Annotated in this window: 27 protein-coding genes and 1 pseudogene; 20 read left to right on the top strand and 8 right to left on the bottom strand. The window is 69.3% G+C overall.

Features of this window, described 5'->3' with window-relative positions; all coding sequences use genetic code 11:
* Nucleotides 1-150: 150 nt before the first annotated feature.
* The gene (locus DFR74_RS21085; protein ID WP_067507573.1) at nt 151-1,515 is read right to left on the bottom strand and encodes an alpha/beta hydrolase family protein; all 1,365 of its coding nucleotides are present in this window, start codon (nt 1,513-1,515) and stop codon (nt 151-153) included.
* Between the two features lie 503 nt (nt 1,516-2,018).
* Between DFR74_RS21085 and DFR74_RS21080 the strand changes: the two genes are divergently transcribed.
* The 4 genes and pseudogenes from DFR74_RS21080 to DFR74_RS21065 all read left to right on the top strand — a co-directional run bounded on the left by DFR74_RS21080 (nt 2,019) and on the right by DFR74_RS21065 (nt 6,095).
* Nucleotides 2,019-3,311 carry a SidA/IucD/PvdA family monooxygenase gene (locus DFR74_RS21080; protein ID WP_157115818.1) on the top strand — a complete coding sequence of 431 codons (1,293 nt, stop codon included), beginning with the start codon at nt 2,019-2,021 and terminating at the stop codon, nt 3,309-3,311.
* Nucleotides 3,312-3,366: 55 nt separating this feature from the next.
* Nucleotides 3,367-4,311 carry a methionyl-tRNA formyltransferase gene (locus DFR74_RS21075; protein ID WP_067507571.1) on the top strand — a complete coding sequence of 315 codons (945 nt, stop codon included), beginning with the start codon at nt 3,367-3,369 and terminating at the stop codon, nt 4,309-4,311.
* A 77-nt stretch (nt 4,312-4,388) separates the two neighbouring features.
* A pseudogene (locus DFR74_RS37260) lies at nt 4,389-4,783 on the top strand (Rossmann-fold NAD(P)-binding domain-containing protein); the annotation flags it as partial.
* A gap of 220 nt (nt 4,784-5,003) precedes the next feature.
* On the top strand, nt 5,004-6,095 hold the full coding sequence (locus tag DFR74_RS21065) for a DUF6545 domain-containing protein (protein WP_067507559.1): 1,092 nt from the start codon (nt 5,004-5,006) through the stop codon (nt 6,093-6,095).
* Here the strand turns inward: DFR74_RS21065 and DFR74_RS21060 are convergent.
* The 3 genes from DFR74_RS21060 to DFR74_RS21050 all read right to left on the bottom strand — a co-directional run bounded on the left by DFR74_RS21060 (nt 6,067) and on the right by DFR74_RS21050 (nt 10,553).
* Nucleotides 6,067-7,332 (bottom strand): nitroreductase family protein, encoded by a 1,266-nt coding sequence (locus tag DFR74_RS21060; RefSeq protein WP_067507556.1) that lies wholly within the window; start codon nt 7,330-7,332, stop codon nt 6,067-6,069. The genes DFR74_RS21065 and DFR74_RS21060 overlap by 29 nt on opposite strands.
* A gap of 25 nt (nt 7,333-7,357) precedes the next feature.
* On the bottom strand, nt 7,358-8,338 hold the full coding sequence (locus DFR74_RS21055; RefSeq protein ID WP_067507554.1) for an ABC transporter substrate-binding protein: 981 nt from the start codon (nt 8,336-8,338) through the stop codon (nt 7,358-7,360).
* Between the two features lie 166 nt (nt 8,339-8,504).
* Entirely contained in the window at nt 8,505-10,553 is a 2,049-nt protein-coding gene (locus DFR74_RS21050; protein WP_228790265.1) for a M13 family metallopeptidase, read from the bottom strand.
* A 360-nt stretch (nt 10,554-10,913) separates the two neighbouring features.
* Between DFR74_RS21050 and rplN the strand changes: the two genes are divergently transcribed.
* The 5 genes from rplN (at nt 10,914) to DFR74_RS21025 (ending at nt 13,784) form a co-directional block, all read left to right on the top strand.
* Entirely contained in the window at nt 10,914-11,282 is a 369-nt protein-coding gene (rplN, locus tag DFR74_RS21045; protein ID WP_067507551.1) for a 50S ribosomal protein L14, read from the top strand.
* Between the two features lies 1 nt (nt 11,283).
* A complete protein-coding gene (rplX, locus tag DFR74_RS21040) occupies nt 11,284-11,598 on the top strand; it encodes a 50S ribosomal protein L24 (protein WP_067507548.1) in 315 nt (104 codons plus the stop codon).
* A gap of 1 nt (nt 11,599) precedes the next feature.
* Complete coding sequence (gene rplE / locus DFR74_RS21035; RefSeq protein WP_067507545.1) at nt 11,600-12,163, top strand: 50S ribosomal protein L5; 564 nt, start codon at nt 11,600-11,602, stop codon at nt 12,161-12,163.
* A gap of 3 nt (nt 12,164-12,166) precedes the next feature.
* Nucleotides 12,167-12,352 (top strand): type Z 30S ribosomal protein S14, encoded by a 186-nt coding sequence (locus DFR74_RS21030; protein ID WP_014349101.1) that lies wholly within the window; start codon nt 12,167-12,169, stop codon nt 12,350-12,352.
* Nucleotides 12,353-12,509: 157 nt separating this feature from the next.
* Complete coding sequence (locus DFR74_RS21025) at nt 12,510-13,784, top strand: Fic family protein (RefSeq protein ID WP_067507543.1); 1,275 nt, start codon at nt 12,510-12,512, stop codon at nt 13,782-13,784.
* Between the two features lie 22 nt (nt 13,785-13,806).
* Here the strand turns inward: DFR74_RS21025 and DFR74_RS21020 are convergent, their stop codons facing one another.
* The 3 genes from DFR74_RS21020 to DFR74_RS21010 form a co-directional block, all read right to left on the bottom strand.
* Nucleotides 13,807-14,610 carry a DUF6159 family protein gene (locus DFR74_RS21020; protein WP_067507540.1) on the bottom strand — a complete coding sequence of 268 codons (804 nt, stop codon included), beginning with the start codon at nt 14,608-14,610 and terminating at the stop codon, nt 13,807-13,809.
* A gap of 140 nt (nt 14,611-14,750) precedes the next feature.
* Complete coding sequence (locus DFR74_RS21015) at nt 14,751-15,014, bottom strand: hypothetical protein (RefSeq protein WP_067507537.1); 264 nt, start codon at nt 15,012-15,014, stop codon at nt 14,751-14,753.
* Between the two features lie 187 nt (nt 15,015-15,201).
* Nucleotides 15,202-15,855 (bottom strand): Uma2 family endonuclease, encoded by a 654-nt coding sequence (locus tag DFR74_RS21010; RefSeq protein ID WP_067507534.1) that lies wholly within the window; start codon nt 15,853-15,855, stop codon nt 15,202-15,204.
* Between the two features lie 277 nt (nt 15,856-16,132).
* Between DFR74_RS21010 and rpsH the strand changes: the two genes are divergently transcribed.
* The 9 genes from rpsH (at nt 16,133) to map (ending at nt 21,673) form a co-directional block, all read left to right on the top strand.
* Nucleotides 16,133-16,531, top strand: a complete 399-nt coding sequence (gene rpsH / locus DFR74_RS21005) for a 30S ribosomal protein S8 (RefSeq protein ID WP_067507531.1) — start codon at nt 16,133-16,135, stop codon at nt 16,529-16,531.
* Nucleotides 16,532-16,547: 16 nt separating this feature from the next.
* Nucleotides 16,548-17,087: a 50S ribosomal protein L6 gene (rplF, locus tag DFR74_RS21000; RefSeq protein ID WP_067507529.1), complete on the top strand. Its 540-nt coding sequence runs from the start codon at nt 16,548-16,550 to the stop codon at nt 17,085-17,087.
* 2 nt (nt 17,088-17,089) lie between these two features.
* Nucleotides 17,090-17,497 (top strand): 50S ribosomal protein L18, encoded by a 408-nt coding sequence (gene rplR, locus DFR74_RS20995; protein WP_067507562.1) that lies wholly within the window; start codon nt 17,090-17,092, stop codon nt 17,495-17,497.
* Nucleotides 17,498-17,528: 31 nt separating this feature from the next.
* On the top strand, nt 17,529-18,173 hold the full coding sequence (gene rpsE, locus DFR74_RS20990; protein WP_067507525.1) for a 30S ribosomal protein S5: 645 nt from the start codon (nt 17,529-17,531) through the stop codon (nt 18,171-18,173).
* A 2-nt stretch (nt 18,174-18,175) separates the two neighbouring features.
* On the top strand, nt 18,176-18,355 hold the full coding sequence (gene rpmD / locus DFR74_RS20985; RefSeq protein WP_067507522.1) for a 50S ribosomal protein L30: 180 nt from the start codon (nt 18,176-18,178) through the stop codon (nt 18,353-18,355).
* 1 nt (nt 18,356) lies between these two features.
* Nucleotides 18,357-18,800 carry a 50S ribosomal protein L15 gene (gene rplO / locus DFR74_RS20980; protein WP_067507519.1) on the top strand — a complete coding sequence of 148 codons (444 nt, stop codon included), beginning with the start codon at nt 18,357-18,359 and terminating at the stop codon, nt 18,798-18,800.
* Nucleotides 18,801-18,978: 178 nt separating this feature from the next.
* A complete protein-coding gene (secY, locus tag DFR74_RS20975) occupies nt 18,979-20,301 on the top strand; it encodes a preprotein translocase subunit SecY (RefSeq protein WP_067507517.1) in 1,323 nt (440 codons plus the stop codon).
* Nucleotides 20,298-20,843 (top strand): adenylate kinase, encoded by a 546-nt coding sequence (locus DFR74_RS20970; protein ID WP_067507514.1) that lies wholly within the window; start codon nt 20,298-20,300, stop codon nt 20,841-20,843. Before secY ends, DFR74_RS20970 begins: the two co-directional genes overlap by 4 nt.
* 29 nt (nt 20,844-20,872) lie before the next feature.
* A complete protein-coding gene (gene map / locus DFR74_RS20965) occupies nt 20,873-21,673 on the top strand; it encodes a type I methionyl aminopeptidase (RefSeq protein ID WP_067507511.1) in 801 nt (266 codons plus the stop codon).
* Between the two features lie 98 nt (nt 21,674-21,771).
* Here the strand turns inward: map and dtd are convergent, their stop codons facing one another.
* Nucleotides 21,772-22,215: a D-aminoacyl-tRNA deacylase gene (gene dtd / locus DFR74_RS20960; RefSeq protein WP_067507508.1), complete on the bottom strand. Its 444-nt coding sequence runs from the start codon at nt 22,213-22,215 to the stop codon at nt 21,772-21,774.
* 189 nt (nt 22,216-22,404) lie between these two features.
* Here dtd and DFR74_RS20955 point away from each other — a divergent pair, with 189 nt between their 5' ends.
* Nucleotides 22,405-22,719 carry a WXG100 family type VII secretion target gene (locus tag DFR74_RS20955; protein WP_147265866.1) on the top strand — a complete coding sequence of 105 codons (315 nt, stop codon included), beginning with the start codon at nt 22,405-22,407 and terminating at the stop codon, nt 22,717-22,719.
* Nucleotides 22,716-23,252, top strand: coding sequence for a YbaB/EbfC family nucleoid-associated protein (locus DFR74_RS20950; RefSeq protein ID WP_232331709.1), 537 nt, complete (start codon nt 22,716-22,718; stop codon nt 23,250-23,252). The genes DFR74_RS20955 and DFR74_RS20950 overlap by 4 nt, the downstream gene beginning before the upstream one ends.
* The last annotated feature ends 2 nt before the right edge of the window (nt 23,253-23,254 follow it).

Raw genomic sequence — 23,254 nt, 5'->3', positions numbered from 1 at the left:
GATTCCCGCTGTCTTTCGCGTGTCGCCGCGTGTCGCCCCGGCGGGTCGTGTCCGGCGGGTCGCGGCAAGCCGGTGAGCTGAGCCGATCCGCCGCACCGATCGGCTCGGGACAGTGGGGTTCCGGTCCGTCCGGCTCGGCGGACCCTCTGCCTACCCCACCGGCCCGCCCCGGACTCCCGGATGCGAGCCCGCCGCCGCGGTGGGGTCGCCCCTCACGCCGCCGAGAGGTTCGCTCAGGAATGCCGCGAGGATGTCGACGGTGGCGCGCTGCGTCGGTTCCGGCCCGCGCGAGCCGCCGATCACCTGGGCCAGCGCGAATCGTCCGGGGGCGGTGAGGAACAAGGGGGTGTCGGTGAAGCTGTAGTGGTTGGCCTCGGTGATCTCGTAGCGGTAGCCCTCGGCCGCGCGGGTCAGCAGCGCTTCGTTGCGGTCGAGGTATGCGCGGGAGTGGCCCGTCTCGGCGCGATCGCTCTCCACCAGCAGGAATGGTTGGCGCAGTGCCTGTTCCGGCAGCGAGCCGTAGGGCGTGCCGTCGATGTTCGCGGCGGCGCGCACCCGGGGGTCGGCCGCGGCGGTGGCGGCCGCGGCGGCGCCGCCGAACGAGTGGCCGATCACCGCGACGTGCTCGGTGTCGACCCGGCCGGTGAGCCGCGGGCCCAGCGCGTCGAGCCGGTCGAGGACGAACCGCAGGTCGGACGCGCGCACGTCCTGCTGCGCGGCCATGTACCGCTCGCCCTCGTCCGGGTCGGCCGGGACGGCGACGGGTGTGGCGAGATCACCGCCGGGCAGTTCGGTGACGGCCGATTCGTACGGGTGATCCACGGCGAGCACCACGAATCCGCGGCTCGCCAGCTCGGCGACCAACCCGGTGTAGAAGCCGCGCGGCGCACCGTAGCCGGGGGAGAACAGCACGACCGGCCAGCGCTCCCGGTCGGGGTGCGGGGTTGCGAGGAGTTCGCCGAGGGTGTCGACATCGGCGTAGGCGCCGAACACGAATCCGGGGATGCCCGACACGCTCGCGGGCAGGTCGCCGAGTCCGTCCAGGTAGGGCGCGCGGCGGCCGGTCGGCTCGGCGGCCGGGTACCAGGCCTGCGCGATCACCGCGCGCCGGTCATCGGGGTCCGGAGTCGCGGGCTCGTCCCGGGCGGGATCGACCCAGCGGAACGTCTCGGTGCCGACCAGGTACGGCCCGCTCGGCGCGGGCAATTCCGGCACCGGCGTCACCGCCCAGGCGCCCGCCGCCGGAACGATCAGCAGGGCGATCGCGACCCGCGACACCACCGACCACGCGCGACGCCCGGGCGGGAAGAACGCGAACAGCGCTGTGACACACAGCAATACGTACGTCGGCAGGAACTGCCAATAGAACCCTTCGGTGATCAGCTGGATCACCGCGAGCCCCGCGATCACTCCGAGCGCCACCGCTACCCACACACGCCGGACGCGCACCCCGCCGACCACCACCAGTGCGCACACCACGACGGCCGCCGGGATCACGCCATCGATGATCGACATCTGAGCCCTCTCGTCCACGGAACGGGCTCCAGCTTGCCGCGCGCGGGCTCCGGTGCGCGTCGCCGCCAGGTCGCGAGTCGAATCCGACCCGCGGATGAGTCGGTCTCGTCCTTTCGGCGGCGGTGACCCCGAGCGGCGCCCGGCGTCCGGAAAGGTTTCCCGGAGTTCGCCCGCTACCGGGAGCCGAGCCCAGGTCGCCGCGCCACCGTCGGACGACGGACCTCGACGGCGTCGCGAGCGAGCCCGAGCGCGGGTCCTCGCCAACCCGCGCGAGCGCGAATCATGTTCTCGCTCAATCGAAATCCGCGCTTTCCTGGACTTTCGCCGTTTCATCCCGGCGACCCCGTGGTCGCGAGCATCACGGTACGGTTAAGGTAAGCCTATGCAAACCGGGTTGTGGTACGCCCGGTTTCCCGGCGCCGTCACGGCGTCGATGGCCATCGCTGCGGCAGGTACCCGTGCCGATTGCTGTGCGATGGCTGGTTGTCCAGATAGGAGTACCGGTGGAGAGACTTCTCGTGGTCGGCGGTGGCCCGAAGGCCATGGCCGTGGCGGCGAAGGCGCGGGTGCTGCGCGACCTGGGTCTGCCCGCGCCGCAGGTCGTCGTCGTGGAGTCGCACGCGGTGGGCGGCAACTGGCTGCCGGGCGGTGGGTGGACCGACGGCAGGCACCGCCTCGGCACCAGCCCCGAGAAGGACGTCGGCTTCCCCTACCGCACCATCTGGGCCGGTGCGCACAACCGCGCGATCGACGAGCGGATGACCGAGTACAGCTGGGCGTCGTTCCTGGTCGACCGCGGCACCTACGCCGAATGGATCGACCGCGGCCGCCCCAGCCCGCACCACCACGTCTGGGCCGAATACCTGCGGTGGGTCGCGGCGAAATCCGAGGTGGAGATCGTGTTCGCCACCGTGCGCCGGATCGCGCCGGCCGCCGACGGCTGGCTGGTGTCGGTCGCGGGCGCCGACGGCGTGGAGACCCAGATCGACGCCGACCGGCTGATGATCACCGGCCCCGGCGACAGCCGCCGGGCGCTCTCGGAGCATCCGAAGGTGCTCAGCATCGCCGACTTCTGGGAGCTGGCGGGCAAGCGCAAACTGCCCGCCTCCTCGCGCGCCGCCGTCATCGGCGGCGGTGAGACCGCGGGCTCGGCGCTGGACGAACTGATCCGCCACGACGTGCTCAGCATCGCGGTGGTCTCGCCCGCCCCGACCATCTACACCCGCGGCGAGAGCTACTTCGAGAACGCCCTCTACAGCGATCCGGCCCGGTGGCGCGCGCTCAGCACGGCCGAGCGCCGCGAGGTGGTGCGCCGCACCGATCGCGGGGTCATCTCGGTGCGTGTGCAGGAGCGTCTGCTCGGCGACGATCGCGTGCACCACCTGCGCGGCCGGGTGGTGCGCGCCGCCGCGCAGGGCGACGCCGTCGCGCTCACCCTGCGCACCGAGACGCACGGCGACCGCGCGCACGCCTTCGACCTCGTCGTCGACGCGACCGGCGGGCAGCCGCTGTGGTTCACCGACCTGTTCGACTCCGACGCCGCCGACTTGCTGGAGCTCGCCGTCGGCGGGCAGGTCACCACCGAACGGGTGGAGCTCGCGATCGGGCACGATCTGGCCGTCGAGGGCTTGGGGGCCAAGCTGTACCTGCCGAATCTGGCCGGGCTCGCGCAGGGGCCGGGATTCCCGAATCTCAGTTGCCTGGGCGAACTCTCGGATCGCGTGCTCGGCGCGCCGGTGGCCGCCGAGCCCGTCGCCCGGTCGGCATCGCTGGCGTTCGCTCCCGAGGTAGGTTAGCCTAACTCGGCTTTTAGCCAGCTAGTTGCTGATTTTCGAAGATGAGGTTTGCTCCATGCGTATCGTGTCGTTCGGTTTCCAGACCTGGGGCCGTAGAACACTGCAGGCCCTGATCGACTCGGACCACGAGGTCGTCCTGGCCGTCACCCACCCGTCCAGCGATGACTCCTACAAGGGGATCTGGTCGGATTCGGTCGAGGAGCTGGCCGTCGAGCACGGCATCCCGGTGCACCTCACCGAGCGCGCCGATCAGGAGACCATCGACCTGGTCAAGCGGGCCGAGCCCGACGTCATCGTGGTGAACAGCTGGTACACCTGGATGCCGCCGGAGCTGTACCTGATGCCTCCGCACGGCACACTGAACCTGCACGATTCGCTGCTGCCCAAGTTCACCGGCTTCTCGCCGGTGCTGTGGGCGCTGATCAGCGGGGAGTCGGAGTTCGGCCTCACCGTGCACCGCATGGACGAACAGCTCGACACCGGCGACATCCTGGTGCAGCGCTCGCTGCCCATCGGGCCGAAGGCCACCGGTACCGAACTGGTGCTGGCCGGTATGGACCTGATCCCCGCCGCGGTGCACGAGGCGCTGCACGCGCTGGAGACCGGCACCGCCCAGTGGCGACCGCAGAACAAGGCCGAGCGCACCTACTTCCACAAGCGGTCCGAGCGCGACAGTCTGATCAACTGGCACACCCCCGCCGAGGATCTGGAGCGCCTGGTGCGCGCGCTCTCCGCGCCGTACCCGCCCGCGTTCAGCCACTACCGCGGCGAGCGCGTCGAGGTGCTCGCGGCCGAGGTGTCCTCGGCCCGCTACGGCGGCACGCCCGGTCGCGTCATCGTCCAGGAGGACGGTGGCGTGGTGGTCTGCGGCCCCGACGCGTTCCGCGGCCACAACCACGGACTGCTCATCACCAAGGTGCGCACCGCCGACGGCGCCGAGCACTCGGGCGCGGAGTTCTTCCGGCGCGGCGGCTACCTCACCGACACCCCGGCGGCGTAGCGCGCCCCCGGGTTGCCCGGGGTCCCGTAGGTGAGCGCGGAACACGAGATGCGAGTGGTTCGAGATGTGGAGCGCAGGTGGAAACACTCGTCGTGATCGGCGCCGGTCCGAAATCGCTGGCCGTGGCGGCCAAAAGCCCACGTCCTGCGCGAGTTGGGCCTGCCCACGCCCCGCGTGGTGGTGGTCGAGGCGCAGACCGTCGGCGCCAACTGGCTGCCCGGCAGCTGGACCGACGGTCAGCACCGGGCTCGGCACCAGCCCCGAGAAGGACGTCGGATTCCCCTACCGCACCATCTGGGCGGGCGAGTACAACCGCCGCATCGATGAGGCGATGACCGCCTACAGCTGGACCTCCTTCCCGGTCGACCAGGGCACCTACGCCGAATGGATCGACCGCGGCCGCCCCAGCCCGCGCCACCACGTGTGGGCCGCGTACCTGCGCTGGGTGGCGGCCTCGATCGACCTCGACCTGGCCGTGCGCAACCTCGACGCCAAGCTGTACCTGCCGAATCTCGCCGCGCTGGCCCAGGGGCCGGGCTTCCCGAACCTGAGCTGCCTGGGCGAGCTGTCCGATCGTGTCCTGCGCATCGAGCTCGCGCGGGCCGAGCCGGCCGCCGCGCCGGCCCGCGACCGGGCGGTGCGCTGATTGCGCGCCGCGCGGCCCGCCGCGACTCGCGCTACCGTCATCGCCGATGAACGCTATACCCGCGGCGGTCGCCGTGCCCGCCCTCGTCCTCACCACCACGGTGGTGGCGGCGCGGTGGACGCTGCTGCGCCGTACGACGGTCGACCGGCTGATCAACGCCGCGCTCTCCTGGAGTGTGGCCGGGGCGGTCGGGTACTGGTCGGCGGACAGTCTGGGCGCGACCGGCGTGGGGCCGCAGATATTGCTGGTCACCGGATTCATGGCGACGGCGAGCATCTACGGTGTCGCGGCGAACTTCGCCGGTTTGGAGAGCGGTGCCACCGGGGAGCGCCGCCGGCGCCGCCGCGATGTCGCGGCGGCCGCCCTCGGTGCGGCGTTGCTGATCGTCTTGTCGGGAGCGGGGCGCGCGCTGTCGCTGGACCGGGTGGCGGACTGGTATCGGATCACCTGGCTGGCCTCGTCCGGGATCATCGTGGTGGCCACGGTGTTGATCGCGTGGTCGGCGCTGCGTGAGTTGCGCCGCGGTGGCGCCTTCTCCGAACAGCTGGCCTTCGTCGGCTTGTTCGCCGTGACCACGCTGGCGGGCACGCTCTCGGCGGTCTCGATGGTGCGGGTCGTGGTCACCGGCACCTCGCTGCCCATCGACGGCGGCCGCTTCGGCAACGCGAGCCCGTTTCTGGTGCAGGCCGGATTCGCCCTGCTCGCGGCGGTGCCGCTGGGCCACCGGGCGCTGGAACGGTTCGGCCTGGACCGGGCGGGGCGCGACCGCCGCCTGCTGCGCCCGATGTGGCGCGATGTCACCGCCGCGGTGCCGGAGGTGGTGCTGCACCGGCCGGACGACACGGGGCGGGATTCGGCCGCGCGGCGCTACCGGATGCAGGTGGAGATCCTCGACGCGCTGGTGCGGTTGCGGCGATACGCGCCGGGCGCGCCCCCCGACGCGGCCGACGCCGCCGGGTACGCGCGCTGGATCGCGAGTGCGGTCGTCGCGAAAAGCGGTGGCGCCGAACCGGATGCCACGACAGGGCACATCACCGACATCGCGCCCACACCGGTCGCCCTGATGGACATCGCCCGGCGCTGGGAAGCGGCTACGGCGCGGGAAGCGATCAGCGCCGCGCCGGCGTCCCCACGATGACGGTGCCCACCGGGCATTGCGCGAGTTCGTCCACACCGGACGCGGCGGCGAACGCGGCGGCGTCGGTCACGTCGTGCGTGTCCGCGCCGAGGCCCATGGCCCTGGACACCAGGTGGATCGTCCGGGTGAGCGCGCCCGCTTCCCGGAGGATGCGCGCGTAGGCGGCCCGCTCACCGGCGAACCGGCTCGCGCGGGCGGCGATGACCAGCACCAGCTGCGGTTGGGCGCTGTCGGTTTCCTCGGAGGTGGCGCGCAGCAGTCGCCGCACCTCGGGGGAATCCGCGCCCGCGACGGGGCGAAGCACGTGCTCCGCCGAATCGTAGTGGTACATACCGGCTTTCAGGCCGGCCACGTTGCGGGCGATCGAGTACAGCACCAGCTCGCCCGGTGCGGCACCCTCGGGGGCGCGCGCCGCGCGGTACAGCAGTTCGCCCAGTCCGTCGACGGTGATCGGCGCGTCGTCGTCGAACTCGCCGCAGGCGACGTGGTTCCCGATCACGTCGGTCAGGTCGGCGCCGGGCAGCGACTCCAGATCCGGCCGCGCCAGCGGGACCGGGGCGCCCGCATGATCCGGCTCGCGCGCGGGCTCGGCGGGGGCGGCGTGGTTTCCGGGCGGACCGCCCCGGGTGCTGCGGCGGTGGAACCACAGGTCGGACGCGCTCCAGCCGCGCGTGGCGGCGTCGCTCTCCTCGGCGTACGCGTCCACCAGGAACCCGCACCAGTGCAGATCGTCGGCCAGCTGCGCCTTGATCGCGATCGGCACCTCGGAATCGGCGGCGCCGGGACCGTCCAGCAGCGCGAGCAGACGCGGATCGTGCACCCGCAGATCGCACCAGGACAGCGGATTCTCCAGCACGAACCCGGCCGAATCCCGGTGCAGCACAGCGAACTTCGACAGCGTCGCCGACCACGGCAACGCCGTGCGCGGCCGGGCGGGCGGCCGCGCGAGCGGCTGGATGGTGTAGAGGTCACGGCCGCCGTCGCGCACCGTCACCGCCAGCCAGCCGTCCGCGACCAGGTCGTCCACCAGCGCGTCCACCCCGTCACCGGCCATCGCGGTGAGCGTGGCGGGCCCCTGCGCCATGGTCTCGAGCGCGCGCACCTGCGCCTCGCCGAGGCCCGTCAGTTTCCGGTCGCGCGCGGGGCCGGCCAGCACCGCGCCGCACGGATCGGTGACGCAGGTGACGCCTTCGCGCAGGGCGAAGCGCGTCTGGTCGGGGTACAGGACGGCGGACAAACCGTGGAACTCCTTGTCGAACGGACTACTTCGCGGCGTTGGCCAGGGCGGGTGAGATCGTGTCCAGGACGAACGGGATCGACAGCACGGTCGGCTGGTTGACGCCGGTGATCTCCTGCGTGGTCATGAACACGACCGCGTCCTTGCGCACCGCGGGCAGCTCGCCGAAGCCGGGCAGCTGGCGGAACTTCTCGTCCATACCGGGCGTGTAGCCGGCGAGCAGCAGGTCGGCGGTCAGCTCACCGACGCGCTCCGGAGACAGCGCGAGGCGGCCACCGGCGGCGGGCTGGTCCCGCAGGTTCTGCGGGATGGTCAGGCCCAGCTGCTCCATCAGCTTGGCGGAACCATCCTTGGGATCGGTGAGCACCATGAGCTGCGACGCGCTGTAGAGGAACGTGCTGGCGAAGGTCTTGCCCTGCAGGCCCGGGTTGGCCGCGGTGAGGCCGGCGATCTTGTCGTTCACACCCTGGATCAGCGCGGCGGCCTCGTCGTCCTTGTTCAGGATGTCACCGAGCGTGGTGACCAGGTCCTGCCAAGGCGTGATGATCTCCTCGGACAGCCCCGACACCGTCGGCGCGATCTTGGACAGCTCGTCGTAATTGTTGGCCTGGTTGGCGATGAACGAATCGGTCAGGATCAGGTCCGGCTCCAGCGCGGCGACCTGCTCGGGCACGTTGCCGGTGGCGTTGAGCTGCTGGCCCGTGGGCTTCGTGGTCTGCCACGCGGGCGCGGCGTTGGCCTGCACGGCGGCCGGGTCGAGGTAGGCGGCGGGCTGCAGGCCGAGCGCCAGCGCGGTGTCGAGCCACTGGCTGCCCAGCACGACGACCTTCTGCGGCTCGGTGGGAACGGCGGTCTCCCCCTTGGCGTGCTTGACGGTGATCGTCTCGCCGCCGGAGCCCGAATCCTCGTCCGAGGACCCGCATCCGGCGATGCCGAAGGCGAGCGCTCCGGCCAGCACGGCCGCGGCCGCGCGCGTCCAGCCGCGCGACTCCCGAAGAGACCCCATCGTGTGCACCCTCCATTCATCGAGGCGGACCTCGACCCGGCTCCCTCGAGCCATACCGGTTAAGTCAGCCAAGCCTAACCTAGGCCGATACGGCAGCGGTCGGCGATCTTCGCGAGGCCGGATGCGGAACGCCCTCCGGGTCGGGGTGACCCGGAGGGCGCCGCCGTCAGAGGGTGATGCGCTGGTCCGGCGGGAGGAACAGCTTGTCGTTCTCCTTGACGTCGAACGTCGTATAGAACTCGGCGATGTGGCGGACCACCTGGTTGCACCGGAACTCGTTGGGGGAGTGGTTGCCCTGCAACCGCGAGATGGTGGCCTCGGTGGTCTGCTTCTCCCGCCAGGTACGGGCGTGTGAGAGGAACATCTCGCGCAGATCCGGTTCGATCCCGTCACGCTGCGCGGCCTTGCGGTACGCGGCGATCGCGATCTGCAATCCGCGCAGGTCGGCCAGGTTCTCACCGACCGTCCGCGCGCCGTTCACCGTGTACTCGGGGCCCACGCCCTCGGGCACCAGCCCGTCGTACTGCGCGATGAGGCGGTCGGTCTTCTCCTGGAACGCCGCCAGATCCGCCTCGGCCCACCAGTCGCGGCGGTTGCCGTCACCGTCGTACTTGGAGCCCTGGTCATCGAAGCCGTGCCCGATCTCGTGGCCGATGGTCGCGCCGACCGCGCCGTAGTTCACCGCGGTCGTGGCGTCCTTGTCGAAGAACGGGGACTGGAGGTAGCCCGCGGGGAAGGCGATCTCGTTGAGGGTGGGGGAGTAGTAGGCGTTCACCGTCTGCGGCGACATCGCCCACTCGGTCTTGTCCACCGGCGTGCCGAGCCGCGCGAAGGCCCGCTTCACCTCGAAATCGTTGACGGCGAGCAGGGATTCGATCAGCTTGCCCTTGGTGATGGTGAGCTTCGAGTAGTCCACCCACTCGTCGGGGTAGCCGACCTTGACGGTGATCTTGTCCAGCTTCGCCAGCGCCGCCTGCCGGGTGGGCTCGGTCATCCACGTCGAGTTGGTGAAGTTGTCCTTGTACGCGGCGAACAGGTCGTCGATCATCTCGAGCACCCGTTCCTTGGCCTCCGGCGGGAAGTGCTCGGCCACATACAGTTTGCCCAGCTGGTCGCCCAGGTTGTCGTCCACGACGCCGACCGCGGACTTCCACATCTCCGGCTTCTCCTCGAGCCCGCCGAGCACCCTGCCGACGAAATCGAAGCGCGCGTCGGCGATGGCCGCGGGCAGGAACCGCGCGTAGGCGTTGGTGGTGTGCACCCGCAGGTACTCCCGCCACTGCGCGAGGTCCACCTCCTCCCACAGCTTGCCCGCGGCGGTGATGTAGTCGGGCTGGCCCACCACGATCTCGGCGAACAGCTCGCGCGGCCGGTCGGTCATGCCGGTCAGCCAGCGTTCCCAGTCGAATTGCGGTGCCAGGGCGGTCATCTCGTCCCAGCTCATCCGGTTGTAGGTGGCGTCGGTGTCGCGCAGGCGCACGCTGTCCCAGTGCGAGGCGGCGATGCGGGTCTCCAGATCGACCACCCGTCGCGCCAGGCCCTCGGGATCCTCGAATCCCGCGCCCTCGGCGAGTTTGCCCACGTAGGTGCGGTACCCGTCGAGCTGGGTGGCGAACTCGGGCTTGCGGTAGTACTGCTCGCCCAGCGTGAGGCCGGACTGCCCGACGCTCGGGACGTACGCCGAGGAATTCTTGCGGTCCACGCCGATGCCGAGGCCGATCAGGCCGCCGATCGGCAACCAGGCCATCACCTCGGCCAGCTCCGACTTGTCGCGCACCGCGTCGATCCGCGCGAACAGGGGCTCGAGCGGGCTCATCCCCAGCCGCTCGATCTCCTCGAGGTCCAGCCGGGCGTCGTAGAGATCGCGGATCTGCTGCTCCGGCGAACCCGGCTCCGGATCGCTGATGCCCTCGATGATGGCGCGCAGCTGCTCCAGCGTGCGGTCGTAGGCGTCGCTCACCGCGCCCACCTCCGCCTTGTCCGGCGGTAGTTGGAAATCGCGCAGCCAGGCGCCGTTGACGTGGCGGTACAGATCGTCCTGCGGGCGGATCGCCGAGTCGGCGCCGCTCAGGTCGACCCCGGTGAGTTGCACGTCGCTCGCGTCACCGTCGTCGGAACAGGAGGCGAGGAAGGCCGCGGTGGGCGCGGCGACGCCGAGGGCGATCAAGAAGGCGCGGCGGTCCAACCGGACCGGTCGGCGACCTGGTGATGTCAACGTGATTCCTCTCCCCGCTGCGGTTTCGCGTTCCGCACGTGTCTGTGAAGGCGGCGTATGCTCGCCGAGGCTACCGGCGCCGGTCCGGGCGGGCACGGATTCACGCCGCCGCGCCGAGGCGCCCGCCGCCCGCCGGTGGACCCCGATTTGGGCCGACCAGGGCGTTCCCATACACTAGACCGGTTGCCTGCGGGAGCTCTGCCCGCAGCTCGGCCGCGAACCCCCGATGGTTGGTCCGGTACACGTCTGTGCGCCGGCCGTTCGATACCGCCGGCAGGCGCGCGTTTCGAGTGGCGACACGACCATGTCCGTCGGGTCGGCAATCCGGCGGACTGACACGTCCAGGTCAAGGAGGCTGAAGTGATTCAGCAGGAGTCGCGACTGCGCGTCGCCGACAACACGGGTGCGAAGGAAATCCTCTGCATCCGCGTTCTCGGTGGTTCGTCGCGTCGCTATGCCGGTATCGGCGACATCATCGTCGCCACCGTCAAGGACGCCATCCCCGGCGGCAACGTCAAGCGGGGTGACGTGGTGAAGGCCGTCGTCGTGCGCACCACCAAGGAGCGCCGCCGTCCGGACGGTTCGTACATCAAGTTCGATGAGAACGCCGCCGTGCTCATCAAGCCCGACAACGACCCGCGCGGCACCCGCATCTTCGGCCCGGTCGGCCGCGAGCTGCGCGACAAGAAGTTCATGAAGATCGTTTCGCTGGCCCCGGAGGTGCTCTGACATGAAGGTGCACAAGGGCGACACCGTGCTCGTCATCTCGGGCAAGGACAAGGGCGCGAAGGGCAAGGTCATCCAGGCCTACCCGGCGCAGAACCGGGTCCTCGTCGAGGGCGTGAACCGCATCAAGAAGCACGTCGCGAACTCGGCCAACCAGCGCGGCGCCTCCTCCGGCGGCATCGTGACCCAGGAAGCCCCCATCCACGTGTCCAACGTGATGGTCGTCGACTCCGACGGCAAGCCGACCCGCATCGGCTACCGGACCGACGAGAACGGCAAGCGGGTCCGCATCTCCCGTCGCAACGGGAAGGACATCTGACATGACCACCACCGAGAAGATCCAGCCGCGCCTCAAGCTTCGCTACCGCGAGGAGATCAAGGACGCGCTGCAGCAGGAATTCGACTACGCCAACGTGATGCAGATCCCGGGCGTGGTGAAGGTCGTCGTGAACATGGGTGTCGGTGACGCCGCCCGCGACGCCAAACTGATCAACGGCGCCGTCGAGGATCTGGCCCTGATCACCGGTCAGAAGCCGCAGATCCGCAAGGCCACCAAGTCGATCGCGCAGTTCAAGCTGCGCGAGGGCATGCCGATCGGCGCGAAGGTCACCCTGCGCGGCGACCGCATGTGGGAGTTCCTGGATCGCCTGGTCTCCATCGCGCTGCCCCGTATCCGCGACTTCCGCGGCCTGTCGCCGAAGCAGTTCGACGGCAACGGCAACTACACCTTCGGTCTGAGCGAGCAGTCGATGTTCCACGAGATCGACGTGGACAAGATCGACCGTCCGCGCGGTATGGACATCACCGTGGTGACCACCGCGACCAATAACGAAGAAGGCCGTGCCCTGCTCAAGCACCTCGGCTTCCCGTTCAAGGAGAACTGAGCCATGGCGAAGAAAGCTCTGGTCAACAAGGCCAACCGGAAGCCGAAGTTCGCGGTCCGCGCCTACACCCGCTGCCAGCGGTGCGGCCGCCCGCACGCCGTCTACCGCAAGTTCGGCCTGTGCCGAGTCTGCCTGCGCGAGATGGCCCACCGCGGCGAACTCCCGGGCGTGCACAAGAGCTCCTGGTGAGCTCGCGCTCCTAGCGAGCGCCCAACCGAACACCTGACGAAGGCACGGACTCCGGCGAGTCCGTGCCTTCGCCTGTTCCGCGAGCTCCGCGCCGAACCTTGATTGCCGCTGCCTTTATTAAGGGTTCAGCCGTTAACCTTTAATAAGGAGGATCCTGATGGCCGAACTTCTGCGTGAGCATTGGGTGGGCAGTGTGGACGGCGGCGAACTGTCGAGGCGCGATCGCAGCTCGGGCTCATACTTGGCCTATCTGCCGGACTCGCTGGCCGATCGGCGATTCACGCTGACGGGCGCCACCGCGGCCGACGTCGCCGATGCCGAGGTGGCCATCGCCCGGCTCGACGCCGAGGCGAACGCGCTGGTCGAGACCGAGGCGCTGGCGTGGTTGCTGCTGCGCGCCGAGGCCATCGCCTCCTCGCGGATCGAGGGGCTCGAGATCGGCGCGCGGCGGTTGTTGCGCGCCGAGGTGGCGCGGCATCTGGAGGGGGAGACCTCGGATGTGACCGCCACCGAGGTCCTGGGCAATATCGACGCGATGGCAGTGGCGACCGGTGCGGTACGACCCGGCGAGCCGATCACCGAGCAGGCGCTGCTGGACGTGCACGGCAGGTTGCTCGCCGGCACCCGGCTCGCGCGGCACGGCGGACGCTACCGAGAGGAGCAGAACTGGATCGGCGGAAGCTCGTTCAATCCCTTCGCGGCCGCGTTCGTGCCGCCGCCGGCGTCCCACGTGCCCGCGTTGATGAACGACCTGGTCGAGTTCTGTGACCGTGACGACCTGCCCGCCGTGGCGCAGGCGGCGATAGCGCACGCCCAGTTCGAAACCATTCACCCGTTCGTGGACGGCAATGGGCGGACGGGGCGAGCGTTGATACACATGGTTCTTCGTCGTCGAGGCACCGTGGCACGGGTGGTCGCCCCGGTCTCGCTGATCCTCGCGACCTGGAGCGACAGTTATATCGACGGACTGACCCGATACCGGCACCTCGGTCCGCCCGACTCGCCACAGGCCGCCGAGGGCGTGGACGTCTGGGTGGCGCGCTTCGCCGCGGCCTGCGCTCGCGCGGCCGAGGACGCGATCACGTTCGAGCGCGGATCCGCCGAACTCCAGCAGTCCTGGCGCGCCAGGCTCGCGCCGGTCCGGGCGAGCTCGGCGGTCGACCTGCTGCTCGGCAAACTCGTCGGCGCCCCGATTCTGACCGTGGCCACCGCCGCGACGCTGATCGGACGCAGTTTTCCCACCACCAACGCCGCGATCGAGCGTTTGGCCGGGGCGGGGGTTCTGCGGCAGTTGACGGTTGGGCGGCGCAACAGGGCGTTCGAGGTGCCCGAGGTGATCGAGGCGTTCACCGCGTTGGAGCGGCGGCTCGCCAGTCCGGACGGGGATACGAGAACGTCGGAGCTGAGTCGTCCGGTGCCTCGGCGGCGGTAGTCGGGCGCAGAGTAGCTCCCGCTCAGCGTGCGGTGAAGGCGGCGGGGAGGTTGGCGGCGGCGAAGGGGGCGGGGACCTGGCCGTCGCGGGTGAAGTGGTAGAGCGCGGTTTGGTAGATGCCGGTGAGGGCGGTGGTGAGGACCGCGGCGGTGAGCAGCCACAGGACGGCGAGGGCGAGCAGGAGGAGCAGGCCCGCCCCGGAGAGCTGGAACGCCAGCCAGATCAGGCCGATGCCGGGCAGGGCCAGCAGCACACCGAGCAGCCCGAGTCCGGCGTTGCCGACGACGTTCTCGCCCCAGGTGGTGCGCATGGCGGCGGCGGAATCCTTGACCGCGTCGACCACGCCGCGATCCTCGAGCACGATCTTCGGCAGCACCAGGAAGGTCACCACCTGCCAGGCGACGCCCGCGGATCCCAGCACCAGCTGCATCACGAAGCCCGCGCGCTCCTTCAGCGCCTGCAGCACCCACGACACGGTGGCCGACAGCAGCGCCCACGGCAGGATCCGCAACCACCGCGATCCCGCGGCCCGCAACCCGCCGGCCACGCTGGGATCACCACCCCGCAGCGCGACATCGGCCTGCGAGATCAGCGCCGCGTTGCAGAACACCGTGACATACGCCATCACGGCGTACATGGCGAGCAGCAGCACGTAGGTCGCGGCCGTCGGGCTCTCGGTCCCGATCAGCGCGATGGGCACGAAGAACGACACCGCCACGACCACACTCGCGGCCCCCGACAGCACGGGAAACAGCGCGAGCTCGCCACGGCTGCGCAGCACACCGGCCGACGCCTTCATCATTGCCCAGGAATTGGCGAACGCCATGATTACCCTCCCCTGTGAATCATTGTCCCGGCCACCCTACTAGCGACAATCGGTCGGAGCAGCACGAGGCGCGATGGGAAAGCGCAGGGACGGACCGCTCGCGGGGCGCGGTCATGGAACCGCGCCCCGCCGACGCTCGTCTAGAACGGCAGGCAGCCCGCGGCCCGCAGCCGGGTCGCCAGCCCCGCCCCGACGGCGGTGGTGGACCCGGTGCCCGCGGTCAGCGCGGCCAGCACCTCGCCGCCGAGCCCGGCCCCGATGGAGCAGCCGAGCAGGTTGATGTCGATGGTGATGGTCTCCTCGGGGGTGCCGGGAATGCCTTCGTCGGCGACGGCCGGGCCGACTCCGGTTACGGCCATGGCCGCCAGCGCTACCGCAACGACGCCCGCTTTGACGATTCGCACCTGTACTCCTCCCGCGCCCGACGGCGCGATCCGGTCCGGGGCGGACCTGCCACCGCGACCGCCCGTCGCCCCGGTGCGAACGGCCGCAGCCACAGAGGTTGACCGGCCACGGCTCCCCGAAACCGGAACCTTCGCCCGTCGCGCGATGCCGAGTGGGCCGGCTGCCGTTGCGTGGCCGTGCGATCGCTCAGAATTCGAGCTCGGACCAGGGGACGTGGATGGAGAAGGGGTACGGGTAGTCGATGGCGTCGGAGTCCTTGGGGGACCACTTTCCCGCCAGCAGATAGTTCGCCGGGTACAGCGGTCGGACACCGTCCGGAAGCCTGCCGTGGGTGGTCTCCAGCACGAAGGCGTGGACCGTCGCGATGGCGCTCCTCCTGCGTTCCAGGGTGACTTCCCAGTACCAAGGAATGCCCGCTCGGGCGTAGCGGGCCTTCTTGGCCTCCATGTCCGTCGGTGTGTTCGAGGGGGACAAGACCTCGCCGACCAGCAAGACATCGTCGGCCCGGACATCCTGATAAGGCTCCGGCAGGCAACGGTGAACCAGGAAGTCCGGGGTGACGAAGTCGGATTTGCCGGTCTGGCCCAGGAATACGTTCGTCTCCGTGTGCACACGCCAGCAGCGGTCACCTTCGCCGGCCATGTCCTCGCGTGCGCACCGGCGCAGCCCGCTCCACATCAGGTTCGTGAACTCCTGGTGCTCGGCCGGACCACGGCGTAGCCATACCACTTTCCCCTCCCACAGTTCGATCTGCCCGGCGATCTCGTCGGGCAGTTGTTCGAGTTGCTCCCAGGTCATGTACTCCGGGAGATCGGGACGTTCGATCGGCGGATGCGCCATGGCTCGATCGTAGTCGCGCACCGGCTCCGCGGGACCGAGATCACGGCGGCCGGCCCACCCCCGATTTGGTCCTGATCAGGGCGTTGCCTACACTAGAGCGGTTGCCGGGGCACATCTGTGCCCGCATTCTGTGCGGGACGCCCGGGTGACGCGAACTCATCCGGTCGGCAAGTGCCTGCCGGACCAGCCGAATTGCTGTAGGCCCACCATGCGGGGCGCTCCCGGGCGCGCCGGTGCTGTATGGGAACCGCGGCGAGAAAGGTGTCGAGGTCGAACCATGACCATGACCGATCCGATCGCAGACTTCCTGACCCGTCTGCGCAACGCCAACTCGGCGTACCACGATCAGGTGAAGGCTCCGCATTCGAAGCTCAAGGCGAACATCGCCGAGATCCTCAAGCGCGAGGGCTACATCGCCGACTACCGGACCGAGGATGCCCAGGTGGGCAAGACCCTCGTCGTCGACCTGAAGTACGGCCCCAGCCGCGAGCGCAGCCTCGCCGGTGTGCGGCGCGTCTCCAAGCCCGGTCTGCGTGTGTACGCGAAATCCACCAACCTGCCCAAGGTCCTGGGCGGCCTCGGCGTGGCGATCATCTCCACGTCGCAGGGACTGCTGACCGACAGGCAGGCGGCACAGAACGGCGTGGGCGGCGAAGTCCTCGCTTACGTCTGGTAAGGGAGGTCAGGAAACTATGTCGCGCATTGGAAAGAAGCCCATCGCGGTGCCGTCCGGCGTCGAGGTGACGATCGACGGCCAGCACGTGTCGGTGAAGGGTCCCAAGGGCACCCTGTCCCACACCGTGGCCGAGCCGATCACCGTCACCCGTGGCGAGGACGGCCAGCTCGAGGTCGCCCGTCCCAACGACGAGCGGCGCAACCGGTCGCTGCACGGCCTGACCCGCACCCTCGTGTCGAACATGATCGAGGGCGTCACCAAGGGCTACGAGAAGAAGATGGAGATCTTCGGCGTCGGCTACCGCGTGCAGGCCAAGGGCTCGAACCTCGAGTTCGCCCTCGGCTACAGCCACCCGGTGCCGGTCGAGGCGCCCGAGGGCATCACCTTCGCGGTGGAATCGCCCACCAAGTTCTCCGTGTCCGGTATCGACAAGCAGAAGGTCGGCCAGATTTCGGCGGTCATCCACGGCCTGCGCAAGCCCGACCCGTACAAGGGCAAGGGCATCCGCTACGCAGGCGAGGTCGTTCGCCGCAAGGTCGGAAAGACGGGTAAGTGATCATGGCGCAAACCGAAAACCAGAAGGCCAAGCGCATCCCGCAGGGCAAGGACTCCTCGACCCAGCGTCGTCTGTCGAAGGCGCGTCGTCACTTCCGCCTGCGCAAGAAGGTCGAAGGCACCACCGAGCGTCCCCGCCTGGTGGTCAACCGCTCCTCGCGCCACCTGCACGCGCAGCTGGTCGACGACTCGGCGGGCCGCACCCTGGCCGCCGCGTCCTCGATCGAGGCCGATGTGCGTGCCGTCGAGGGCGACAAGACCGCCAAGGGCAAGAAGGTCGGCGAGCTGCTCGCCGCCCGTGCCAAGGCGGCGGGCATCGAGGCCGCCGTGTTCGACCGTGGTGGCCACAGCTACCACGGCCGCATCGCGGCGCTGGCCGATGCCGCTCGTGAAGGCGGGTTGAAGTTCTGATGACCAAGATTTCGAACGGAAGGAACGTCTGATGCCGGGACGTCAGCGGCGTGACGGCGGAAGCGGACCCGCCGGACAGAATGGCAGCGCCCCCGAGGGTCGCGAGAACCGCAGGGGCGGCGGCGACCGTCGCGGCGGCGACCGCCGGGACAACGCGGCCGAGAAGAACCAGCTCGAGCGCGTGGTCGCGATCAACCGCGTCTCCAAGGTCGTGAAGGGTGGTCGTCGCTTCAGCTTCACCGCCCTCGTGATCGTCGGTGACGGCAACGGTCTGGTCGGCGTCGGCTACGGCAAGGCCAAGGAAGTTCCCGCGGCCATCCAGAAGGGTGTCGAGGAGGCGCGCAAGGGCTTCTTCCGCGTCCCGATGATCGGCTCGACCATCACCCACCCGGTGCAGGGCGAGGCGGCGGCCGGTGTGGTCATGCTGCGCCCGGCGTCCCCGGGTACCGGTGTGATCGCCGGCGGCGCGGCCCGTGCCGTGCTCGAATGCGCCGGTATCCACGACATTCTGGCCAAGTCGCTCGGTAGCGACAACGCGATCAACGTCGTCCACGCGACGGTGGCCGCGCTCAAGCAGCTGCAGCGTCCCGAAGAGGTCGCGGCCCGCCGTGGCCTGCCCCTCGAGGACGTCGCTCCGGCGGGCATGCTGCGCGCGCGTGCGGGACAGGGAGCCTGACCATGGCAGATCTCAAGGTGACCCAGATCAAGAGTTCGATCGGCGCCAAGCAGAATCAGCGCGACAGCCTGCGGACCCTCGGTCTGCGCGGCATTCGCAAGTCCGTCATTCGTGAGGACAACGCCCAGAATCGCGGGCTGATCAACGTCGTGCGCCACCTCGTGACAGTTGAGGAGGTCTGACATGACCATCAAGTTGCATCACCTGCGCCCCGCACCCGGCGCGAAGCGGGACAAGATCCGCGTCGGCCGCGGTGAGGGTTCCAAGGGCAAGACCGCGGGCCGCGGTACCAAGGGCACCAAGGCTCGCAAGAACGTCCCCGCCGCCTTCGAGGGTGGGCAGATGCCGATTCACATGCGGCTGCCCAAGCTCAAGGGCTTCACCAACAAGTTCCGCACCGAGTACCAGGTGGTGAACGTCGGCCGCATCGCCGAGCTGTTCCCGCAGGGTGGCGAGATCGGCAAGGCCGAGCTCGTCGCGGCCGGTGCCGTGCGCAAGAACCAGCTGGTGAAGGTGCTGGGCGACGGTGAGATCGGCGTCGCGGTCCAGGTGACCGCCGACAAGGTGACCGGCTCCGCCAAGGAGAAGATCACCGCCGCCGGTGGCACCGTCACCGAGCTGGGCTGACGGTAGTCTCGACGACAGTGGCACCGGACGAGTGAAGAGCTCGTCCGGTGCCACTGTTAGAGTTCAGTTGTTGTCTGCCAAGCCACGTCGTGGTTTTCGGCGTCCCGGTCCGACGAGGGTCCGGGCACACCGCTGAAACAGCCATGGCATGACCATGTCGTTCGCGCCAGGAGGATCTGTGCTTTCCGCCTTCGTATCGGCCTTCCGGACTCCGGACTTACGGCGGAAGATTCTCTTCACGCTGGGGTTGGTCGCGCTGTACCGCGTCGGTGCCGCGCTGCCCTCACCGGGCGTGGACTACCAGGCGGTGCAGGAGTGCGTCGAGCTGGTCTCCGATGGCGACAACGCCGGCATCTACCAGCTGATCAACCTCTTCTCCGGCGGCGCGCTGCTGCAATTGTCGGTCTTCGCGATCGGCATCATGCCCTACATCACCGCGAGCATCATCGTCCAGCTGCTCACCGTGGTCATTCCGCGGTTCGAGCAGTTGCGCAAGGAAGGCCAGTCCGGCCAGACCAAGATGACGCAGTACACGCGGTACCTGTCCATCGCGCTGGCCGTGTTGCAGGCGACGGGTCTGGTCGCGCTGGCCGCGCGCGGTCAGCTGCTGCAGGGCTGCCCGCAGGACATCCTGGCCGACACCAGCATCTTCGGCATGGTCATCATCGTCCTGGTGATGACCGCGGGCGCCGCCCTGGTCATGTGGTTCGGTGAGCAGATCACGGAGAAGGGCGTCGGCAACGGCATGTCGCTGCTGATCTTCGCCGGTATCGCCGCCGCCATCATCGGTGAGGGCGGGGCCATCCTGGAGAGCCGCGGCGGCCTGGTCTTCAGCCTGGTCCTGGTGGCGGCCTTCCTGATCATCGTCGCGGTGACCTTCGTCGAACAGGGTCAGCGCCGCATCCCGGTGCAGTACGCCAAGCGCGTGGTCGGCCGCAAGATGTACGGCGGCTCCTCGACCTACCTGCCGCTGAAGGTCAACCAGGCGGGCGTCATCCCGGTGATCTTCGCGTCCTCGCTGCTCTACCTGCCCAACCTCATCGCCCAGCTGACCGGGTCGCAGAACAACACCGATCCGAGCTGGTGGCAGGAGATCATCCAGAAATACCTGGTCAACCCGACCAACCCGGTGTACATCGCGATCTACTTCGGTCTGATCGTGTTCTTCACCTACTTCTACGTCGCGATCACCTTCAACCCGGAGGAGCGCGCCGACGAGATGAAGAAGTTCGGTGGCTTCATTCCGGGCTACCGTCCCGGTCAGCCGACGGCCGACTATCTGAGCTTCGTCTTGAGCCGCATCACCCTGCCCGGCTCCATCTACCTCGGTGTGGTGGCGGTCCTGCCCAACGTGTTCCTGGACATCGGCAATACCAGCGGTATCCAGAACATCCCGTTCGGCGGCACCGCGGTGCTGATCATGGTGAGTGTCGGCCTCGACACCGTGAAGCAGATCGAAAGCCAGCTGATGAATCGAAATTACGAAGGGTTCCTCAAGTGAGAGTTGTACTGCTCGGTCCGCCGGGTGCCGGCAAGGGCACCCAGGCCGTCCTGCTGTCGGAGAAGCTGGGCGTCCCGCACATCTCCACCGGGGATCTCTTCCGCGCGAACATCAGCCAGCAGACCCCGCTGGGTCGCGAGGCGCAGAAGTACATGGACGCCGGCGACCTGGTGCCCAGCGACGTCACCAACCGCATGGTGGAGGCGCGCGTCAACGAGCCCGACGCCGCGAACGGTTTCGTGCTCGACGGCTACCCGCGCACCGTCGACCAGGCCGAGGCACTGGAGAAGATCCTCGGCGATCTCGACCAGAAGCTCGACGCCGTGCTGTGCTTCGTCGTGCCGGAGGACACCGTGGTCGAGCGCATGCTCGCGCGCGGTCGCGCCGACGACAACGAGGACGTGATCCGCAACCGTCTCCGGGTGTACCGCGAGGAGACCGAGCCGCTGCTCGACCACTACGACGGCCTGGTCGTCACCGTGGACGGCGTCGGCGAGGTCGACGAGGTCAACGCCCGCGCGCTGAGCGCTCTGGGACACTGATGCCGCCGTCGGCGCGGGGCTGAGCCGCCATGGTCTTCGGTCGCAAGAACAAGAAGGTGGTGCCGTTCCGCACCGCCGGTGAACTCGACGCCATGGCGGCGGCGGGCGCCGTCGTCGGCCGCGCATTGGTCGCGGTCCGGGCGGCGGCCAAGCCCGGCGTCTCCACGCTGGAGCTGGACGAGGTCGCCGAGCAGACCATCCGCGACGCGGGCGCCGTCCCGTCCTTCAAGGGCTACCACGGCTTCCCCGGATCCATCTGCTCGTCGGTGAACGACCGTGTGGTGCACGGGATCCCGACCGCCGAGGAGATCCTGTCGGCCGGTGATCTGGTGTCCATCGACTGCGGCGCGATCCTGGACGGCTGGCACGGCGACTCGGCGTGGACCTTCGGCGTCGGCGACCTCATCGAGGCCGACCGCCTGCTCAGCGAGGCCACCAAACTGTCGATGGAGGCGGGCATCGAGGCCATGCTGCCCGGCAACCGGCTCACCGACGTGTCGCACGCCATCGAACTGGGCACCCGCGCCGCCGAGAAACTGCACGACCGCGCCTACGGCATCGTCGACGGCTACGGCGGCCACGCCATCGGCCGCGAAATGCATATGGACCCCTTCCTGGCCAACGAGGGCGCCCCCGGCAAGGGCCCGCGCCTGGTGGTCGGATCGGTGCTGGCCATCGAGCCGATGCTCACCCTCGGCACCACCCAGACCAAGGTCCTCGAAGACGACTGGACCGTGGTGACGTTGGACGGCAGCCGCGCCGCGCACTGGGAGCACACGGTCGCGGTGACCGAAGACGGTCCGCGCATTCTGACGTTGCGGCCGGAGTAGCGCGAGCTCTCCGGAGCCCCGAATCCACTCGGCCCGGCCGCCATTCACGGTGGCCGGGCCGGATTCTTTTGTGCCGCAGTGGGTTCGACCCGTGCGCGTCACGATTCCAGCAGCACCGTCACGGGGCCGTCGTTGATCAGTTCGACCTTCATATGCGCGCCGAAACGCCCGGTCGCGACGGTCGCACCGAGTCCGCGCAGCGCGTCGGCGAACACCGCCACCAGGGGTTCGGCGACAGACCCCGGCGCGGCCATCGACCACGACGGTCGGCGCCCCTTGCGGGTGTCGGCGTAGAGCGTGAACTGGCTGATCACGAGAATCGGGGCGTCCAGATCGGCGGCGGAGCGTTCACCGTCGAGAACGCGCAGCCGCCACAGCTTTTCGGCCAGCGCTGCGGCGGTCGCGCCGGTGTCGGTGTGGGTGACGCCGACCAGCGCGACCAAACCGTGCGGTGCGCCGTGCGCCGCGGGGTCTATGCGGCCGACCACTTCGCCGGCAACGGTGACCTCCGCCGCCGTCGTTCGCTGCACCAGGATTCGCACAAGGTCATCATCGCAGGTCTCGGCGTCGGTTGCGGCGCGCCACCGATCCGTGTGAATTCCGTTGCGGCACTGCGCTGGTCTATTCCCGGCCACCTTTGGTTCACAAAGGGGATACCGCTGGTTAGCGCTGGACTGGCACCGTCGGAATCGGCGGACGGGCCGCGGGGTGTTTCGGGAGGAGTGATGGCGATGACGGACAGGGTGGAAGTCGACCCGGATCTGCTTCGCAGGGCCGCGCGGACCACCGAAGGCGTGCACGATCGCATCAAAGCCCTGAGGGTCAGGCTGGCGAGTTCGACCGCGGCTCTCGGGGAACCGTGGGGCGACGACAAGATCGGCACCACCTTCGAGCAGGGCCCCCCGGGCTACGCCGAGTCCCGCGACTCGGCCTTGGGCGCACTGGACGGCGTCGCGACGACGCTGGCCCAGATCCGCGATGTGGAGAACGATTCCGCCGACTACTTGGCGGCGCAGGAGCGGGCGAACGAGAGCATGTTCCGATGAGCCGTCCCGGTCGTCTGGTCAATGAGCGCACCCGTGCGGAGATGACCGAGGTGCTCGGCGAGGTGCAGCAGCAGCTGCGCATGATCGCGCGGGTGCAGCAGGAGCGAGCCCGGCTCACCGCCACCGCGTCGGTCAGGAACAAGCAGGTGACGGTCACGGTGAACGCCGACGGCATCGTGATCGAGACCAAGTTCGGGTCCGGCGTCGACGAGCTGAGCTATGCCGAGATCGCCAAGGCGGTCACCGACGCGGCGCAGCAGGCGGCCGCCGAGGTGGCTCGGCTGGGCAGCGAGCTGATGTCTCCGCTGGAGGACCGGCGCGCACGGTTGCCCAAGCTGAGCGACCTGGTCGAGGGCATGCCCGATTTGAGCGGTGAAATGCCGGTGACGCAGGTGGCTCCACTCGCGCCGCCCGATGCCGACGAGCGGCGTGCCGCCGACGAGAACGGGTCGGAGGAGATGCGGTTCAGCGACGTGGAGGAGCTCGACCATCACGAGGTGCGGGCGCGTGGAGTCACCGACAGCAGCTGGTGACG

Source organism: Nocardia puris, from assembly GCF_003315035.1.
Taxonomy (GTDB): Bacteria; Actinomycetota; Actinomycetes; order Mycobacteriales; family Mycobacteriaceae; genus Nocardia; species Nocardia puris.
The sequence above is the reverse complement of the archived record's forward strand: the minus strand, read 5'-3'. Positions and strand labels throughout refer to the sequence as shown.

Excerpts from the sequence above, each read along its gene's own strand:
- DFR74_RS21085 (WP_067507573.1), bottom strand. The coding sequence starts at position 1,515 with ATGTCGATCATCGATGGCGTGATCCCGGCGGCCGTCGTGGTGTGCGCA.
- DFR74_RS21075 (WP_067507571.1), top strand. The coding sequence starts at position 3,367 with ATGCGTATCGTGTCGTTCGGTTTCCAGACCTGGGGCCGTAGAACACTG.
- DFR74_RS21065 (WP_067507559.1), top strand. The coding sequence starts at position 5,004 with ATGAACGCTATACCCGCGGCGGTCGCCGTGCCCGCCCTCGTCCTCACC.
- DFR74_RS21055 (WP_067507554.1), bottom strand. The coding sequence starts at position 8,338 with ATGGGGTCTCTTCGGGAGTCGCGCGGCTGGACGCGCGCGGCCGCGGCC.
- rplX (WP_067507548.1), top strand. The coding sequence starts at position 11,284 with ATGAAGGTGCACAAGGGCGACACCGTGCTCGTCATCTCGGGCAAGGAC.
- rplE (WP_067507545.1), top strand. The coding sequence starts at position 11,600 with ATGACCACCACCGAGAAGATCCAGCCGCGCCTCAAGCTTCGCTACCGC.
- DFR74_RS21030 (WP_014349101.1), top strand. The coding sequence starts at position 12,167 with ATGGCGAAGAAAGCTCTGGTCAACAAGGCCAACCGGAAGCCGAAGTTC.
- DFR74_RS21025 (WP_067507543.1), top strand. The coding sequence starts at position 12,510 with ATGGCCGAACTTCTGCGTGAGCATTGGGTGGGCAGTGTGGACGGCGGC.
- DFR74_RS21020 (WP_067507540.1), bottom strand. The coding sequence starts at position 14,610 with ATGGCGTTCGCCAATTCCTGGGCAATGATGAAGGCGTCGGCCGGTGTG.
- DFR74_RS21010 (WP_067507534.1), bottom strand. The coding sequence starts at position 15,855 with ATGGCGCATCCGCCGATCGAACGTCCCGATCTCCCGGAGTACATGACC.
- rpsH (WP_067507531.1), top strand. The coding sequence starts at position 16,133 with ATGACCATGACCGATCCGATCGCAGACTTCCTGACCCGTCTGCGCAAC.
- rplF (WP_067507529.1), top strand. The coding sequence starts at position 16,548 with ATGTCGCGCATTGGAAAGAAGCCCATCGCGGTGCCGTCCGGCGTCGAG.
- rplR (WP_067507562.1), top strand. The coding sequence starts at position 17,090 with ATGGCGCAAACCGAAAACCAGAAGGCCAAGCGCATCCCGCAGGGCAAG.
- rpsE (WP_067507525.1), top strand. The coding sequence starts at position 17,529 with ATGCCGGGACGTCAGCGGCGTGACGGCGGAAGCGGACCCGCCGGACAG.
- rpmD (WP_067507522.1), top strand. The coding sequence starts at position 18,176 with ATGGCAGATCTCAAGGTGACCCAGATCAAGAGTTCGATCGGCGCCAAG.
- rplO (WP_067507519.1), top strand. The coding sequence starts at position 18,357 with ATGACCATCAAGTTGCATCACCTGCGCCCCGCACCCGGCGCGAAGCGG.
- map (WP_067507511.1), top strand. The coding sequence starts at position 20,873 with ATGGTCTTCGGTCGCAAGAACAAGAAGGTGGTGCCGTTCCGCACCGCC.
- DFR74_RS20955 (WP_147265866.1), top strand. The coding sequence starts at position 22,405 with ATGACGGACAGGGTGGAAGTCGACCCGGATCTGCTTCGCAGGGCCGCG.
- DFR74_RS20950 (WP_232331709.1), top strand. The coding sequence starts at position 22,716 with ATGAGCCGTCCCGGTCGTCTGGTCAATGAGCGCACCCGTGCGGAGATG.